Source organism: Rhizobium sp. GR12 (assembly GCF_036596185.1).
Taxonomy (GTDB): domain Bacteria; phylum Pseudomonadota; class Alphaproteobacteria; order Rhizobiales; family Rhizobiaceae; genus Agrobacterium; species Agrobacterium nepotum.
The window spans coordinates 304153-320029 of sequence record NZ_JASXTH010000006.1 but is presented as its reverse complement, the minus strand read 5'-3'; the positions used below and the strand labels follow the sequence as shown (position 1 = coordinate 320029).

The window sequence follows — 15877 nt, the reverse complement described above, 5'->3', positions numbered from 1 at the left end:
GGCATCTCCCACAGCATCTGATTCGCGAACACGCCCTCCCCCGACATTACATTATCAAACGGTCTTTCCTTCATGGCTGAAATGAAGCTTCAGGAACTTAAGAGCAAATCGCCTACCGACTTGCTGACTTTTGCTGAATCCCTGGAAGTTGAAAATGCGAGCACCATGCGCAAGCAGGAGCTTATGTTCGCAATCCTCAAGGTTCTCGCGAGCCAGGACATCGAAATTATCGGCGAAGGCGTCGTTGAAGTCCTTCAGGACGGTTTCGGTTTCCTGCGGTCCGCAAATGCGAATTATCTGCCCGGTCCGGACGATATCTATATTTCGCCGTCACAGATTCGCCGCTTCTCGTTGAAGACGGGCGATACTGTCGAAGGCCCGATCCGTGGACCCAAGGAAGGCGAACGTTATTTCGCGCTTCTCAAGGTCAACACGATCAATTTCGACGATCCTGAGAAGATTCGTCACAAGGTTCACTTTGACAACCTGACGCCGCTTTACCCGAATGATCGGTTCAAGATGGAACTGGATATTCCGACGACCAAGGATTTGTCGGCGCGGGTCATCGATCTTGTCGCGCCGCTTGGCAAGGGCCAGCGTGGACTGATTGTAGCGCCGCCGCGTACCGGTAAAACGGTCCTGTTGCAGAACATCGCCCATTCCATCACGGCAAACCATCCGGAATGTTATCTGATCGTTCTTCTGATCGACGAACGCCCGGAAGAAGTCACCGACATGCAGCGTTCGGTCAAGGGTGAGGTTGTGTCCTCCACCTTCGACGAACCCGCTGTACGCCACGTTCAGGTCGCTGAAATGGTCATCGAGAAGGCGAAGCGCCTTGTCGAACACGGCCGCGACGTCGTCATCCTGCTCGATTCCATCACCCGCCTCGGCCGCGCCTATAACACGGTCGTTCCGTCTTCCGGCAAGGTTCTGACCGGTGGTGTGGATGCCAATGCGCTGCAGCGGCCGAAGCGTTTCTTCGGCGCCGCGCGTAACATCGAAGAAGGCGGTTCGCTGACGATTATCGCGACCGCACTGATCGATACGGGCAGCCGTATGGACGAAGTGATCTTCGAAGAATTCAAGGGTACGGGCAACTCGGAAATCGTGCTTGATCGCAAGGTCGCTGACAAGCGTATCTTCCCGGCGCTTGATATTCTGAAGTCCGGTACACGTAAGGAAGACCTGCTCGTGCCGCGTCAAGATCTGCAGAAGATCTTCGTGCTTCGCCGAATTCTTGCACCGATGGGAACGATGGACGCCATCGAGTTCCTGATCGACAAGCTGAAGCAGACGAAGACCAACTCGGATTTCTTCGAATCCATGAATACCTGATCCGGAGTTCTACCGGGCCCATCGACAAAGCTTTAAAGCCGCATCCGTTTGCTCGGATGCGGCTTGACTGTTTTAACCGAGGTGAATGATGCCAGCTTCCGCCGATACCATTTACGCGCTCTCAAGCGGGGCACTGCCGGCCGGTGTCGCCATCATCAGGATCAGTGGGCTTAAGGCATTCGAAGCCTTTGTGAGGCTGACTGACAGGGAACTTCCTGCGCCGCGGCAGGCGATATTATGTTCGATTCGAAACCGAAACAAAGAGACAATCGACCAGGCGCTGATGATCGTTTTCCCCGGTCCCAATTCCTTCACGGGTGAGAACTGTATCGAGATCCACAGCCACGGCAGCCGGGCGGTTGTCGCCTCTATTTTTGCTGAACTCGAACAGCTCGATGGATTTCGGCCGGCGGATGCTGGCGAGTTTTCTCGCCGTGCCTTTGAAAACGGCAAGATGGATCTTCTGGAAGTCGAGGGTCTTGCGGATCTATTGCAGGCAGAGACGGAGATGCAGCGCCGATTGGCGGTTGAACAGAGCACCGGAAAATTGTCGGCACTCTACGATGGTTGGGCTAGCCGATTGACGCGCGCTCGCGCCCTGATCGAGGCGGAACTGGATTTTGCCGATGAGGAGGACGTGCCGGATTCAGTAGCAGCGCAGGTTTGGGACGCGATAAATGAGCTGAAGGGTGAAATCACCCGTCACCTGGAGAACGGCGGAAGCAGCGAAATCATCCGCGACGGGTTCAAGGTGGCTCTGGTGGGAGAACCCAATGCGGGGAAATCCACGCTTCTCAACGCTTTGAGTGGTCGTGACGTTGCCATCGTTACTGACATTGCCGGCACCACCAGAGACGTCCTCAGCGTCGATATCAATCTCGACGGCTACCTGGTTCGGATATTTGATACGGCTGGAATTCGGGAAACCGAGGATGTCGTTGAAAAGGAAGGCGTGCGACGCGCGGTCCTAACGGCGGAAACCGCCGATCTGATTTTGTTGCTACAGGATAACGATTCGACTCCGAAACAATCCATCGTATCATTCGAGAATGCACGTCGTTTGCGTGTGCGGACTAAAACGGCGCTTTCGTCTTCTACGACTAGCGACGATTATGATCTATCCATCTCGGCCAAGGAAGGTGTTGGTCTGGATGAATTGCGGCTATTGATCAAGCAAGAGATTGAAGGCCGAGTCGGATCTGTACAGACATTGGCTCCTGCCCGCGCCCGCCACAAAAAACGACTTGAAGAGACGCTGAACTATGTTAGTGATGCGCTCAATTCCGAGACCATGGACCTTGCGATAAGGTCGGAATATTTAAGGCTCGCCGCGACATCGCTCGGACGTATTACCGGTCGGGTAGATGTCGAAGACTTGTTGGGCGTGATCTTCTCGGAATTCTGCATAGGAAAATGATTCACGTGAAACATTGGCGGCGATGCAGCAAGCCGGTTATTTAGGATAAGGCGCAGCGATATGCACCAGTCATTTGATGTCATTGTTATCGGAGGCGGACATGCCGGCAGCGAAGCTGCTGCTGCGGCTGCGCGGCATGGGGCGAAAACCGCTCTTGTCACTCATAAGCGCGATACGATCGGCGTTATGTCCTGCAATCCGGCGATCGGCGGCCTGGGCAAAGGGCATCTCGTCCGCGAAATCGATGCGCTGGATGGTCTGATGGGTCGTGTTGCTGATGCCGCCGGGATCCAGTTCCGTATGCTCAATCGCAAAAAAGGCCCCGCTGTCCGCGGTCCGCGCACCCAGGCCGATCGGAAGCTTTACCGCGAGGCGATGCAGCGGGAAATCAGTGCAATTGAAAACCTGACTATTATCGAAGGCGACGCATTCGACATTGAAATGGCTGAAGAGCGGGTCTCCGCCGTTATCATGGCGAATGGTAGCCGGATTCCCTGTGGCGCAGTTGTAGTCACCAGCGGTACATTTCTGCGCGGCCTTATTCATATCGGCTCCGAAAAGATTCCTGCCGGCCGAGTTGGCGAAAAGCCGTCTATTGGTCTCTCCGACACGCTTGCCCGCCTGGGCCTCGCCATGGGACGACTGAAAACCGGTACCCCTGCCCGACTAGACGGTCGCACGATTGATTGGAACGCCGTCGATCGGCAGGCGGCTGACGAGAATCCCGTTCCGTTTTCCTTTATGACGGATCGCATTCTCAATCCGCAAATCGAATGTGGCGTAACGCGAACGACGCCTGCAGGACACAAGGTCATTCAGGATAATATCCACCTGTCGGCGATGTATTCCGGGCAGATCGAAGGGGTAGGTCCGCGCTATTGTCCGTCGATTGAGGACAAGATTACCCGTTTCGGCGAACGGGACGGTCACCAGATTTTTCTGGAACCGGAAGGTCTGGACGATCACACCATCTATCCAAACGGGATTTCAACGTCGCTTCCCGCTTCGGTTCAGGAGCAATTTATCCGCACCATACCCGGTCTCGAGCAAGTGACTATCCTTCAACCGGGTTACGCGATTGAATACGACTATGTTGATCCGCGAGAGCTTAGACCTTCACTGGAATGCCGCAAAATTGCGGGTCTGTTCCTCGCTGGGCAGATCAATGGCACGACGGGTTACGAAGAGGCTGGCGCCCAAGGCCTGGTTGCCGGACTTAATGCGTCACTTTACGCGGGCGATGCCGATCCAATCTATTTCAGCCGAACGGAATCCTATATCGGCGTGATGATAGATGATCTCACCTCGAAGGGTGTCAGCGAGCCTTATCGCATGTTTACGTCCAGAGCAGAATATCGGCTTTCGCTACGCGTCGATAATGCCGACCTACGGCTTACACCTATTGGTCAGATGGTTGGTATCGTCGGTCATGACCGCCAAAAACGCTTCGTGGAGTTCATCTCCGATCTGGATCGAGGTCGCGAGCTGATGAAGAGCATTTCCATCAGCCCTTCCCAGGCTGCCAAACAGGGATTGAAACTTAACCAGGACGGTCAGCGTCGTTCGGTTTATGAAATGCTCGCCTACCCTGATATCACGATGGAAACTCTTACTGAACATTGGCCGGAACTATTGAGGCTTAGTGGTAAGGTTGCTGAGGTTTTGGAAATCGAAGCGAGTTACGCTGTCTATATGCAGCGTCAAAGCGCGGATATTGTCGATATCAAGCGGGATGAAGACAGAAAGATTCCGGACGACTTTGATTTTCAGACTTTGTCCGGTCTCTCCAACGAACTGAAACAAAAGTTGGAAAAGGCCCGTCCGGAAAACATTGCACAGGCTGCCCGTGTTGACGGTATGACACCAGCTGCGATATCGCTGCTTCTCGCACTTCTGCGGAAAAGCTCCGCAATACGAAGCGAAAAATTGCATATGCACCAATAGCGAGTCGGATAATGAAGATAAACGGCCAGAGTGTTTCACGTGAAACACAAGAGAGGCTCGAACATTTTGTCGAGCTTTTCAAGAAGTGGAATAGAACCACAAATCTGGTGGCGCCTTCGACCCTTACCGAGCTTTGGAGCCGGCATGTTGCCGACAGCGCGCAGATATTTCAGCTCTCCCCTTCGCCGCAAAAATGGATCGATCTGGGTAGCGGCGGCGGCTTTCCGGGTGTCATTACTGCGATTTTTCTGGCGGAACTTGGCGACGGTTGGGTCGATCTCGTTGAAAGCAACAATAAAAAAGCTGCATTTTTGCGAATCGCCTTGAAGGAAACCAGCGCAAGAGGTGCCGTTCATCCCGTCCGGATTGAAAAAGCGCCTGAAACCGTTGAGAATTGCGATGCGGTTTCCGCAAGAGCGCTTGCGGAGCTGGACTTACTTCTCGATTATATCCATCCATGGGCGCGGAATAATCCAAATCTCAAGGCTTATTTCAACAAAGGCCGGGATTATGATTCCGAAGTGCAGAAAGCGCATGGCCGCTGGCGGTTCGATCTGATAAAACACCAAAGTGCCCTTGAGGCAGATTCTGTTGTTCTTGAAATCAGTAACCTCACTCTGAGGCGCTGACGAGCTAGTCAGGTGCGGTATGACTTCTGAAAAAAACCGGATTATCGCAGTTGCAAACCAGAAGGGTGGCGTTGGTAAGACGACGACAGCCATCAATCTGGCCACTGCACTCGCGGCTATCGGCGAGCGTGTGTTGATCATCGATCTCGATCCGCAGGGTAATGCCAGCACCGGGCTCGGTATCGACCGCAAAGAGCGCAAACTTTCGTCCTACGACCTTCTGGTAGGTGACAATACCGTTGCTCAAGTTGCCGTACCGACGGCGGTTCCCAACCTTGACATCGTGCCTTCGACGATGGATTTGCTCGGTTTTGAGATGCAGGTTGCGAATGTTGCCAACCGCGTCTTTCTTTTGCGTGCCGCCATGGAAACGCAGGAAGCCAGGGATTATTCCTACATTCTCGTCGATTGCCCCCCTTCTTTCAATCTTTTGACCATGAACGCCATGACGGCCGCACATTCTGTGTTGGTGCCGCTGCAATGCGAGTTCTTCGCGCTGGAAGGCCTAAGCCAGTTGCTGGATACGGTCAGTCAGATAAGGGGTTCGGTCAATCCGCAGCTCGATATTCAGGGTATCGTTCTGACGATGTTCGACGCGCGAAACAATCTCGCGCAACAGGTCGTCACCGATGTACGCGCACATCTGGGTGAAAAAGTTTATCACACTCTCATTCCGCGTAATGTGCGTGTTTCCGAAGCGCCGTCTTATGGCAAGCCGGCAATTCTTTACGACCTGAAATGCGCTGGTAGCCAAGCCTATCTGCAACTGGCGTCTGAAGTGATCCAGAGAGAGCGTCTGCGCAAGGCCGCATGACGTTTGCCGGAATGTATGGAGTAATATCTTATGAGTGATGATCTTTCCAAGCGTCGACTCGGACGCGGTCTTGCGGCGTTGATCGGAGAAATGGATCAACCCGTCCCCGTGGGCGAACCGCAGCGTGCCGTCAATGCCGACCGCACTATTCCGATCGAGTTCATCGCTCGCAGCCAGAGAAATCCGCGACGTCATTTTGATGAGAACGAGTTGCAGGATCTTGCTGCATCCATTCGCCAGCACGGAATTGTTCAGCCTGTGGTCGTGCGAACGATTGGCGTCAACCGTTACGAGATTATTGCCGGCGAACGGCGCTGGCGGGCAGCGCAACTGGCCGGTTTTACGGATGTGCCTGTCATTGTTCGTGATGTGGACGACCGCACGGCGCTGGAGTTGGCCATTGTCGAGAACGTGCAGCGTTCCGATCTCAATCCGCTTGAAGAAGCCATGGGTTACGAGCAGCTGATTGCCGAACACGGCTACACCCAGAACGACCTCGGTGAAATCATCGGCAAAAGCCGAAGCCATGTTGCAAACAGCCTTCGGCTTCTGAAGCTTCCCGATCCTGTACGGGATATGCTGGCGGATGGTTCCCTTTCCGCCGGTCATGCGCGGGCGCTTGTTTCAACGTCCGATCCGTCAAGCCTGGCGCGAACCATCGTTTCCAAGGGTCTCTCGGTGCGCGATGCCGAGCGTTTAGCGCAAAACGATATTAAATCGCATGGTGATGTTGCAGAGAAGCGCGCGCCGGCTGAGAAGGATTCCGATACGGTCGCGCTTGAACGCAGCTTGTCGGATGCTCTCGGTCTGGATGTGAAGATCCACCACAAGGGCGGCTCGGGGCAGATCCGCATTGGATATCGCACGCTCGAGCAACTGGAAGCAGTGTGCCGATTGTTGGAGCAAAAATAAGTAAGTATCTGTTTTTATTGAAAAATACCCGCTTTTAGCGGGTATTTTTGTATTGGCGCTCAAAAGTCGATGGCACGGCCGTTTATTTCGTAGTCACCGAACCGAACCGGTTCTGCACCGCCGCGACCGCCGGTCTCCAGGGGCAATTGAAGATCCGCCTGCTGTTTGCGCCGTTCTTCCGCTTCCTTCAGCGCACGTTCCGCCGCCGGCGACAGCCGCGTACGCATTTCCGTGCCGTTGTCATTGTCCGCATCTTGCATGAGTAATCCTCCCTATGACGGGATATTGAAATATGTTTGCCGTGCACCAGATTATATAAACAGACGGGCTTTATAAACCCCGGATATTCCCTGATGGGCGACAAGGAGAGTTTGACTGATGAACATGATGCGCACGGCAATGCTTCTGGCCTTCATGACGGCATTGTTCATGGGCGTCGGTTTTCTGATCGGCGGTACGGGCGGCATGATGATTGCCTTGCTCATTGCTGCCGGTATGAATCTGTTCTCTTACTGGAACTCGGACAAGATGGTTCTCTCGGCCTATCATGCGCGGGAGATCGACGAGGCAAATGCGCCTGAATTTTTTTCGATGATTCGCGATCTTTCGCACAATGCCGGTCTGCCGATGCCGAAGGTCTATATTTACGACAGCCCGCAGCCAAATGCCTTCGCGACTGGACGAAACCCGCAGAATGCTGCTGTCGCCGCGTCGACGGGCCTGCTGGAACGCCTGACCCCTGAAGAGGTGGCCGGCGTTATGGCTCATGAGCTGGCGCATGTGCAGAACCGCGATACGCTGACGATGACTGTTACCGCGACGCTCGCCGGCGCCATCTCCATGCTCGGCAATTTCGCCTTTTTCTTCGGCGGCAATCGCGGAAACAACAGTAATCCGCTGGGGTTTATCGGCGTGCTGGTTGCGATGATCGTCGCGCCGCTGGCCGCGATGCTGGTGCAGATGGCGATCAGCCGCACCCGGGAATATTCCGCCGACCGGCGGGGCGCGGAAATCTGCGGAAATCCGCTCTGGCTCGCTTCGGCATTGCAGAAAATTTCGAGCATGGCGCAGCGCATTCACAATGACGATGCCGAGCGTAACCCAGCAACGGCGCATATGTTCATCATCAATCCCCTGTCCGGTGAACGCATGGATAATCTCTTCTCCACACATCCGAATACGGAAAACCGGGTGGCGGCACTGCATGCCATGGCGCAGGAGTTTCCCCCGCAAGGATCGACGCCAGCGCCATCGGGTGATAAGCCTCAGCGCAAATCAACCTCCGTTCCCAATACGGGCTGGGGACGAGGCAATGAAAACGAGCGCAAGGGGCCGTGGTCTTGACATCCGATACTCAGAATAAGCCATCCCGGTTCAAAAAGCCGAGGGCGGAACATGGAGGGGGCCGTGAAGACGGCCCTTCGTCTTTCCAGGATAAACCCGGCCTTGCCGCACGTGTTGCCGCGACCCGCATTCTTGCAGCCGTTCTGGAAAAGAAAACCTCGCTGGACGGTATGCTGGACAGCGAAAACGGTAATGCTGTCTATCGCGCGCTGTCTCTTGCGGACCGGGCGTTGGTAAGAGCCATCGTCAACAGCGCGCTCCGCCATCTCCCGCGCATCGAAGCGGCGCTGTCGATGCTGTTAGACGGGCCTCTGCCGCAAGGCGCGCGATCGCTGCACCATGTCCTTGTCATCGGTGCGGCGCAGATGCTTTATCTCGACGTTCCCGATCATTCGGCAGTCGATCTTGCCGTGGAACAGGCACATCGCGATCCGCGCAACAAGCGTTTCGTGAAGTTGGTGAATGCCGTTCTCAGGCGATTGGGCCGGGAAAAAGCGGAAATCGAAAAAGCCATCGCTGATGTGCCGGTACTGCCGGGCTGGTTCCACGATCGGCTTGTTTCGGCTTATGGCGATGAGGTTGCCCAACGGATTTCCGAGGCGCAACTGACACCCGCTTCCATCGATCTCACGGTGAAAGCCGATCCGGCTCTTTGGGCTGAAAAACTGGGTGGTACGGTTTTGCCGAATGGCAGCGTCCGTCTCGGTGAATTCGAAGGCCAGATTCCGTCGCTCGAAGGCTTTGCCGAAGGCGCCTGGTGGGTGCAGGATCTTGCGGCCAGCATACCGGTGAAGCTGATGGGTAACATCTCCGGCAAGCGTGTTGCCGATCTCTGTGCGGCTCCGGGCGGCAAGACCGCCCAGCTTGCCCATGCGGGTGCGAAAGTGACAGCGCTCGACCAGTCCGGTAATCGCCTCCGTCGCCTCAGGGAAAATCTCGACCGGCTTGGCCTTCGGGCCGAAACGGTGGAGGCCAATATGCTGAAATACCAGCCGGAACAGCTTTTCGACGCCGTCCTGCTCGACGCGCCCTGTTCGTCAACAGGGACCTTGCGCAAACATCCCGATGTCTGCTGGACCAAGGATGAAAACGACATCGCCAAACTTGCCGCCCTCCAGGGCCAGATGTTGCGACATGCGCTCACTCTGGTGGGGGTGGGTGGCATTGTGGTGTTTTCCAATTGCTCGCTCGATCCTTCGGAAGGGGAAGAGATGATTGCGCAGGTCCTGACGGAAAACCCCACCTTCGAGCGGGTTGCCGTTCGTAAGGAGGACTGGCCTGGAATGGAGGCCGCCGTTACCGCCGAGGGCGATCTTCGCACGACGCCGGATATGTTCGGCGGTGTCGATGGGTTTTTTAGCAGTGTCTTGCGTAAGAAGTAGAAAAAAGCCAAGCTTCCGCGAATCATTGGATAATTGCCGATAACGTTCCGATCATCACGGTTCACTCATAAAAACAAAACATGTGAAACGGGAAACACAGCTTGTCAGGGTCCTTTGCAGGCAGCATCAATGCCGCCGGTCTTCTTTCGCGAATGGCGTATCGTCATCTGTGTATGGGCCTTGCCCCTTTGCGCCTGCATGTATCCCGGTTTGCCAATCGAGTTCCTGATGGTCTGGTAGCTGCGCCGACTGATCTCAGGGCGATCGATCCATATTTTGCCGAGGAATTATTGCGGGGCCGGATCGCGCTTGCCGGTCGCGTCGTTGAAACCGACGGTCTCTCGCCATTTCAGGTGGATTACCCTTCGCTGGTCTTTGAAGAGCGGCTTCATGCATTCGGCTGGTTGCGGCATATCCGTTCCGACAGATCGAGCGAGGCCAGCAAGCGGGCGCGCCGTATCGTCGCCGAGTGGATCGCTATTCATGGCAAGCGCATTGCAGGGATCGCGTGGTCACCCGAAATTGCGGCGCAGAGGCTGATCGCGTGGCTTTCGCATTCTCCCGTCGTTTTATATGAGGCCGATGCGGGCTTTTATCGCCGCTTTTTAAAAAGTCTTGCCTTTCATGTGCGTTATCTCGACAGGATCGTCAAACACGCACCGGACGGCGAAGTGCGACTGCGGATCAGGATTGCGCTCGCCGTCGCGTCCATCGCCATGCCTACCCGCCTGTCGCGGATCACCCGGCATGGAATGAAGCTGGCTCAGGAAATGGAACGCCAGATTCTTCCCGATGGCGGGCATGTTTCCCGCAATCCGCGGGTCATGCTGGATTTGCTGCTCGATCTTTTGCCGCTTCGGCAAAGTTACATCAATCTCGGTCACGATCTGCCCTCGGGGCTTGTGCCGGCGATAGACCGCATGTTTCCGGCAATCCGGTTTTTCCGGCATCAGGGCGGCGATCTGGCGCTGTTCAACGGTGCAACCGCCACGCTCGCCAACGAGCTTGTGTCGGTACTTCGTTATGATGAAACGGCGGGCCGACCCTCCAAAATGCTGCCAGATGTGAATTACCACCGGCTTGCAACCGATGAGACGGTCATCATCGTGGATACGGGTCATCCCGGTTCGGCGGAGCTTTCGCGCAACGCCCATTCGGGCTGCCTGTCTTTTGAAATGTCCTGCGGCAAAAACCGGTTCATCGTCAATTCCGGCTTTCCGAAAAATGCAGCACCTGAATATCAGCGAGCGAGCCGATCGACGGCGGCCCATTCCACCGTCACGCTCGCCGATACGTCGTCCTGCAGGCTTTCCCGGTCAAGGCTGCTCGGGCCGATCATGATTTCCGGTGTCAGCCAGGTCGATAGTCATCGCGGAACGGATGCGAACGGCAATGATGTCCTGTGGGCATCACATGACGGCTATTTGCAGAATTTCGGCTGTTATCACGAGCGGGAAATAGAGCTGAATGCCGCCGGCACGAAGATAAAGGGTCGCGACGTGCTTCGGGCCGACGAGAATGCGGCGAAGAGGCCGCTGCAATCGGTTTCGGCAGTGTCACGTTTCCATATTCACCCTCATATCCAGCTGGAGCAGCGGGATGAGGAGTCGGTTTATCTGGTGGCTGCGGATGGGACCGCCTGGCTGTTTTCGGCGCCGGGGCTGGAGCTTTTTGTGACTGAGGATGTTTTTATGGCCGATGCGTCCGGCATGCGGCCTTCCCAGCAGATCGAGCTGCCTTTCAATTTGGCGAATACACGCGAGATCCGCTGGATCATCGAACGCAAGGCATAGATGATTTTGGGCGGGTTTCCTGCAAAAACCGTCCATAGTTTCGCTGTCCCGCATCCACGCTGTTTATTAATCAGGTAAGCTGTGTTAACGCGGCGGCAATTGCTGGATCAATCCCAGTCCAGCCTGTCCTCCCCGTAGAACGGAGTATGCCTGATGGCTGTCGTTTCCAAAAAAATCCCCGCTCCCGATAAGGTCAAAATCCGCACGGCCCTTCTTTCGGTGTCCGATAAAACGGATATCATCGAGCTGGCGACGGTTCTTTCCAAGCTTGGTGTCAAGCTCCTGTCGACGGGCGGAACGGCAAAGGCCATCGCTGATGCGGGATTGCCGGTGACGGATGTTTCCGATGTGACCAACTTTCCGGAAATCATGGACGGCCGCGTCAAGACCCTGCATCCCAACGTGCATGGTGGGCTTCTGGCTATCCGGGACGATGCGGATCACGTCGAGGCGATGAAGGCACACGGTATTGAGGCGATCGATCTCTCGGTCATCAATCTGTATCCCTTCGAGGAAGTCCGCGCCAAGGGTGGCGACTATCCGACGACTGTCGAGAATATCGACATTGGCGGCCCGGCAATGATCCGCGCTTCTGCCAAGAACCATGCCTATGTCACTGTTGTCACAGACCCTTCGGACTATCCTGCCCTCGTCGAGGCCCTGCAGGCCGATGATGGTCAGACTTCCTACGCGCTTCGCCAGACATTTGCCGCCAAGGCCTATGCCCGGACGGCTGCCTATGATGCGGTGATTTCCAACTGGTTCGCGCAGGCGCTTGCGATCGAGACGCCACATTATCGCGCTATCGGCGGTGCACTGAAGGAAAAGATGCGTTATGGCGAGAACCCGCACCAGAGCGCAGGTTTCTATCTGACAGGCGAGAAGCGCCCCGGCGTCGCAACGGCGACGCTTCTCCAGGGCAAGCAGCTCTCCTACAATAACATCAACGATACGGATGCGGCCTACGAGCTGGTGGCGGAGTTCCTGCCGGAAAATGCGCCGGCCGTTGCGATCATCAAACATGCCAATCCCTGCGGTGTCGCGACGGGCCCCACGCTTGCCGAAGCTTATCGGCGGGCGCTGGCTTGCGATTCCGTTTCGGCCTTTGGCGGCGTCATCGCCCTGAACCGCACGCTCGACGCGGAAACGGCGGAAGAGATCGTCAAGCTCTTCACGGAAGTCATCATCGCACCGGATGTTACGGAAGAAGCCAAGGCCATTATCGCTCGCAAACCTAACCTGCGCCTGCTGGCGGCCGGTGGCCTGCCCGATCCGCGCGCGGCCGGCATTACGGCCAAGACGGTCTCCGGCGGTTTGCTCGTTCAAAGCCGCGACAACGGCATGGTCGAGGATCTGGAACTGAAGGTTGTCACCAAGCGTGCGCCGACGCCGCAGGAACTTGAAGACATGAAATTCGCCTTCAAGATCGCCAAGCATGTGAAGTCCAATGCGGTCATCTATGCCAAGGACGGCCAGACGGTGGGGATTGGTGCGGGCCAGATGAGCCGGGTGGATTCCGCCCGCATCGCCGCTCAGAAGGCGGAAGATGCAGCAAAGGCGCTCGGCCTGAGCGAGCCGCTGACGCGCGGCTCCGCTGTGGCTTCGGAAGCGTTTTATCCGTTTGCGGATGGTTTGCTTGCCGCGATCGCCGCAGGTGCTACTGCGGTTATCCAACCTGGCGGTTCCATGCGCGATCAGGACGTGATCGATGCGGCCAACGAACATAATGTGACGATGGTCTTTACCGGCATGCGTCACTTCCGCCACTGAGCAGGAACGTCGCTGACAATTGAAAAGGCCCGGAAGCGATTTCCGGGCCTTTTGTTTCACGTGGGACAACGTGGATTTTGCTCTTCACATTTTCCGGGCTTAAAATCGTTGTGTACTTTTACTGGAAATTTTCCAGATTCAGGTCACGGCACCCACCTGCCACGGCACGAATTCGTTGTCGCCGTAGTCGTAAATCTCGCTCACGGTCTTGTCGCCAGAGGCCACCGCCAGAATGTGTTCGAAGATTTTTTTACCGGATTCCTCAATGGTTTCCGCTCCGGTGACGATCTCACCGCAGTTCAGGTCCATGTCTTCCTTCATGTGTTCGTACATTTCGGAATTGGTGGCGATCTTGATGCAGGGCGCGGGCTTGAACCCTGAAACAGAGCCACGGCCTGTGGTGAAACAGATGACATTGCAGCCGCCGGCGACCTGGCCAGTGACGGCGACGGGATCGTAACCGGGCGTATCCATGAAGACGAAGCCCTGTTCGGTAACAGTTTCGGCGAATTCGTAGACGGCTTTCAGCGGCATCGAGCCGCCCTTCGCCACTGCACCCAGCGATTTTTCCAGAATGGTGGTCAGGCCGCCGAGCTTGTTGCCGTGGGAGGGGTTGTTGTTCAGTTCATCGCCGTTACGGGCGGTGTAATCCCGCCACCAGTCGATGCGCTGCAACAGCTTCTCGGCGACCGCAGGCGTGATGGCCCGCTTCGTTAGCAGGTGTTCGGCGCCGTAAATCTCGGGCGTTTCGGCAAGAACCGTCGTGCCGCCATTGCGGACAATGAGGTCGGATGCATAACCCAGTGCCGGGTTTGCGGATATGCCGGAATAACCATCCGAACCGCCGCACTCCAATGCTACCTTCAATTTCGAAAGCGGCTGTTCGGTGCGCTGGGCGGCGTTGACTATCGGCAGCATCGCCTTGATCTCGGTAATGGCGGCATCGATCGTCTTGCGCGTGCCGCCATGCTGTTGGATCGTCATGGTGCGCAGGCGCTCGCCTTCCTCCATCTTGTAATGTTCGAGGATGGGGGCGATCTGGTTGGTTTCGCAGCCGAGGCCGATCAGCAGGATTCCGCCGAAATTCGGATGGCGGGCATAACCCTGAATGGTGCGGATCAGAAGACGGTAACCTTCCGATTTGGTATTGAGCGCGCAGCCGCCGCCGTGGGTCAGCGCCACGACGCCATCGACATTGTCGAAACCGTCCAAACCACCCTGTTTGTTGAAATAATCGGCGATGTAACGCGATACGGTGGCGGAACAGTTCACGGAAGCGATGACGCCGATGTAGTTGCGCGTACCCACGCCGCCGAGACCCCGGTCAAAACCCTTGAAGGTCCGGCGCTCGCCTTCGGGCAGCATGCCTTTTTCCTCGATATCCACGCTGAACTGATGCGCGTGTTCAGAGGGCACCATGGCAAGATTGTGCAAATGCACATGCCGTCCGGGTTCTATATCCTGTGTGGCGATGCCGATCACCTGCCCGTATTTCAGGACTTCGTCTCCGGATCTGATGAACGTCAGGGCCACCTTGTGGCCGCGCCCGATCAGTTCCCGGGCCGTCAGATCGCCTCTGCCCGTCGCACCACCGGCCGGAATGGACCGGCGCGCCACCGCGACATTGTCGTTGGCGTTCAGCAAAATGGTCGCCTCGGAATTCTCACTCACGGGTTTTCCTCCTCCCGGTACATTGCCTGCTATGTTTTGAATTTAACCGTCTACCCAGCGTCTCTTGGAGCCTTCCAGATGGGTATGCATGGCCGCCTGCGCCAGCAGCGGATCTTTCAGGTCCAGTGCCGCCAGAATGGCTTCATGCTCCTGGAGGGCCTGGGTCCAGGTATCGCGATCCTCGAATTTCACGCGCAATTGCGCCGAAATGGGGCTGTGCCGTTCATCGAAAAGGTTCATCACCAGCCGCGCCAGAACGCTGTTACCGGATTGCTCGGCGATGGTGACGTGAAAAAGCCGGTCCTGATCGAGAGGCTTGCGTCCAGCCTCGATTTCCCCTTGCATCGTATTCAGGATCTGGCGAAGGCTTGCGATCGTCTCATCGGTCATGCGGCTTGCCGCCAGCACGATTGTCGCGCCCTCCAGCGCTGCACGCGCCTGCATCAGTTCGGACGGGCTGTCGCCCAGAGATTTGGTGTTATGGGTTGTTTGAAGAGCCTCGGTGGATACATAGACGCCAGAACCCATGCGAATTTCGACAGTATTATCGATTTCAAGCGCAATCAGCGCCTCGCGCAATGACGGCCTTGAAACTCCAAGCTTCTGCGCCAGTTCCCGTTCGGCAGGAAGCCGCGCTCCCGGCAGGAACTCGCCCAGATCGATCAACTCGCGTATCTGGTCCGCTATCTGCTGATAGAGCCTGCGTGGTTCCGCTATTTTGGCCTGACCATTCATGTGTTTTCTGGCGAACCTTGTCTGCTGTTTGTATTTGGCCTTACCGTACCGCCAAGCGTATCAATACGCAAGAAATTACTTAAATATAAGAATTTACAACATTTTTGTGAATTTCGTTTCAAAGTGCT

General features: G+C 56.1%; 13 protein-coding genes. 10 read left to right on the top strand and 3 right to left on the bottom strand.

Annotated features, from left to right (window positions below; translation table 11 throughout):
* Positions 1 to 72: 72 nt before the first annotated feature.
* From rho to QSK43_RS13035, 6 genes are all read left to right on the top strand, one after another.
* Positions 73 to 1338 (top strand): transcription termination factor Rho, encoded by a 1266-nt coding sequence (rho, locus tag QSK43_RS13060; RefSeq protein WP_084686639.1) that lies wholly within the window; start codon positions 73 to 75, stop codon positions 1336 to 1338.
* An 85-nt stretch (positions 1339 to 1423) separates the two neighbouring features.
* The gene (mnmE, locus tag QSK43_RS13055) at positions 1424 to 2755 is read left to right on the top strand and encodes a tRNA uridine-5-carboxymethylaminomethyl(34) synthesis GTPase MnmE (RefSeq protein WP_332303775.1); all 1332 of its coding nucleotides are present in this window, start codon (positions 1424 to 1426) and stop codon (positions 2753 to 2755) included.
* A 60-nt stretch (positions 2756 to 2815) separates the two neighbouring features.
* Positions 2816 to 4699, top strand: a complete 1884-nt coding sequence (gene mnmG / locus QSK43_RS13050) for a tRNA uridine-5-carboxymethylaminomethyl(34) synthesis enzyme MnmG (protein ID WP_332303774.1) — start codon at positions 2816 to 2818, stop codon at positions 4697 to 4699.
* An 11-nt stretch (positions 4700 to 4710) separates the two neighbouring features.
* Positions 4711 to 5328 carry a 16S rRNA (guanine(527)-N(7))-methyltransferase RsmG gene (gene rsmG / locus QSK43_RS13045; RefSeq protein WP_332303773.1) on the top strand — a complete coding sequence of 206 codons (618 nt, stop codon included), beginning with the start codon at positions 4711 to 4713 and terminating at the stop codon, positions 5326 to 5328.
* Between the two features lie 19 nt (positions 5329 to 5347).
* Positions 5348 to 6142 carry a ParA family protein gene (locus QSK43_RS13040; RefSeq protein WP_045019287.1) on the top strand — a complete coding sequence of 265 codons (795 nt, stop codon included), beginning with the start codon at positions 5348 to 5350 and terminating at the stop codon, positions 6140 to 6142.
* A 30-nt stretch (positions 6143 to 6172) separates the two neighbouring features.
* Entirely contained in the window at positions 6173 to 7054 is an 882-nt protein-coding gene (locus QSK43_RS13035) for a ParB/RepB/Spo0J family partition protein (RefSeq protein ID WP_045019288.1), read from the top strand.
* Positions 7055 to 7113: 59 nt separating this feature from the next.
* On the opposite strand, the gene QSK43_RS13030 is transcribed toward QSK43_RS13035, so the two are convergent.
* Positions 7114 to 7314 carry a DUF1674 domain-containing protein gene (locus QSK43_RS13030; RefSeq protein ID WP_332303772.1) on the bottom strand — a complete coding sequence of 67 codons (201 nt, stop codon included), beginning with the start codon at positions 7312 to 7314 and terminating at the stop codon, positions 7114 to 7116.
* A gap of 118 nt (positions 7315 to 7432) precedes the next feature.
* On the opposite strand from QSK43_RS13030, the gene htpX reads away from it, so the two are divergent.
* The 4 genes from htpX to purH all read left to right on the top strand — a co-directional run bounded on the left by htpX (position 7433) and on the right by purH (position 13343).
* Complete coding sequence (htpX, locus tag QSK43_RS13025; RefSeq protein ID WP_045019293.1) at positions 7433 to 8398, top strand: zinc metalloprotease HtpX; 966 nt, start codon at positions 7433 to 7435, stop codon at positions 8396 to 8398.
* Entirely contained in the window at positions 8395 to 9780 is a 1386-nt protein-coding gene (locus QSK43_RS13020) for an RsmB/NOP family class I SAM-dependent RNA methyltransferase (protein WP_332303771.1), read from the top strand. The genes htpX and QSK43_RS13020 overlap by 4 nt, the downstream gene beginning before the upstream one ends.
* Positions 9781 to 9932: 152 nt before the next feature.
* A complete protein-coding gene (locus QSK43_RS13015; RefSeq protein WP_442967830.1) occupies positions 9933 to 11573 on the top strand; it encodes a heparinase II/III family protein in 1641 nt (546 codons plus the stop codon).
* A 153-nt stretch (positions 11574 to 11726) separates the two neighbouring features.
* Positions 11727 to 13343, top strand: a complete 1617-nt coding sequence (gene purH / locus QSK43_RS13010) for a bifunctional phosphoribosylaminoimidazolecarboxamide formyltransferase/IMP cyclohydrolase (protein WP_332303770.1) — start codon at positions 11727 to 11729, stop codon at positions 13341 to 13343.
* Between the two features lie 138 nt (positions 13344 to 13481).
* On the opposite strand, the gene QSK43_RS13005 is transcribed toward purH, so the two are convergent.
* Both QSK43_RS13005 and QSK43_RS13000 read right to left on the bottom strand, forming a co-directional pair.
* Positions 13482 to 15014: a UxaA family hydrolase gene (locus QSK43_RS13005; protein ID WP_332303769.1), complete on the bottom strand. Its 1533-nt coding sequence runs from the start codon at positions 15012 to 15014 to the stop codon at positions 13482 to 13484.
* A gap of 42 nt (positions 15015 to 15056) precedes the next feature.
* On the bottom strand, positions 15057 to 15749 hold the full coding sequence (locus tag QSK43_RS13000) for a FadR/GntR family transcriptional regulator (protein ID WP_332303768.1): 693 nt from the start codon (positions 15747 to 15749) through the stop codon (positions 15057 to 15059).
* Between the last annotated feature and the right edge of the window lie 128 nt (positions 15750 to 15877).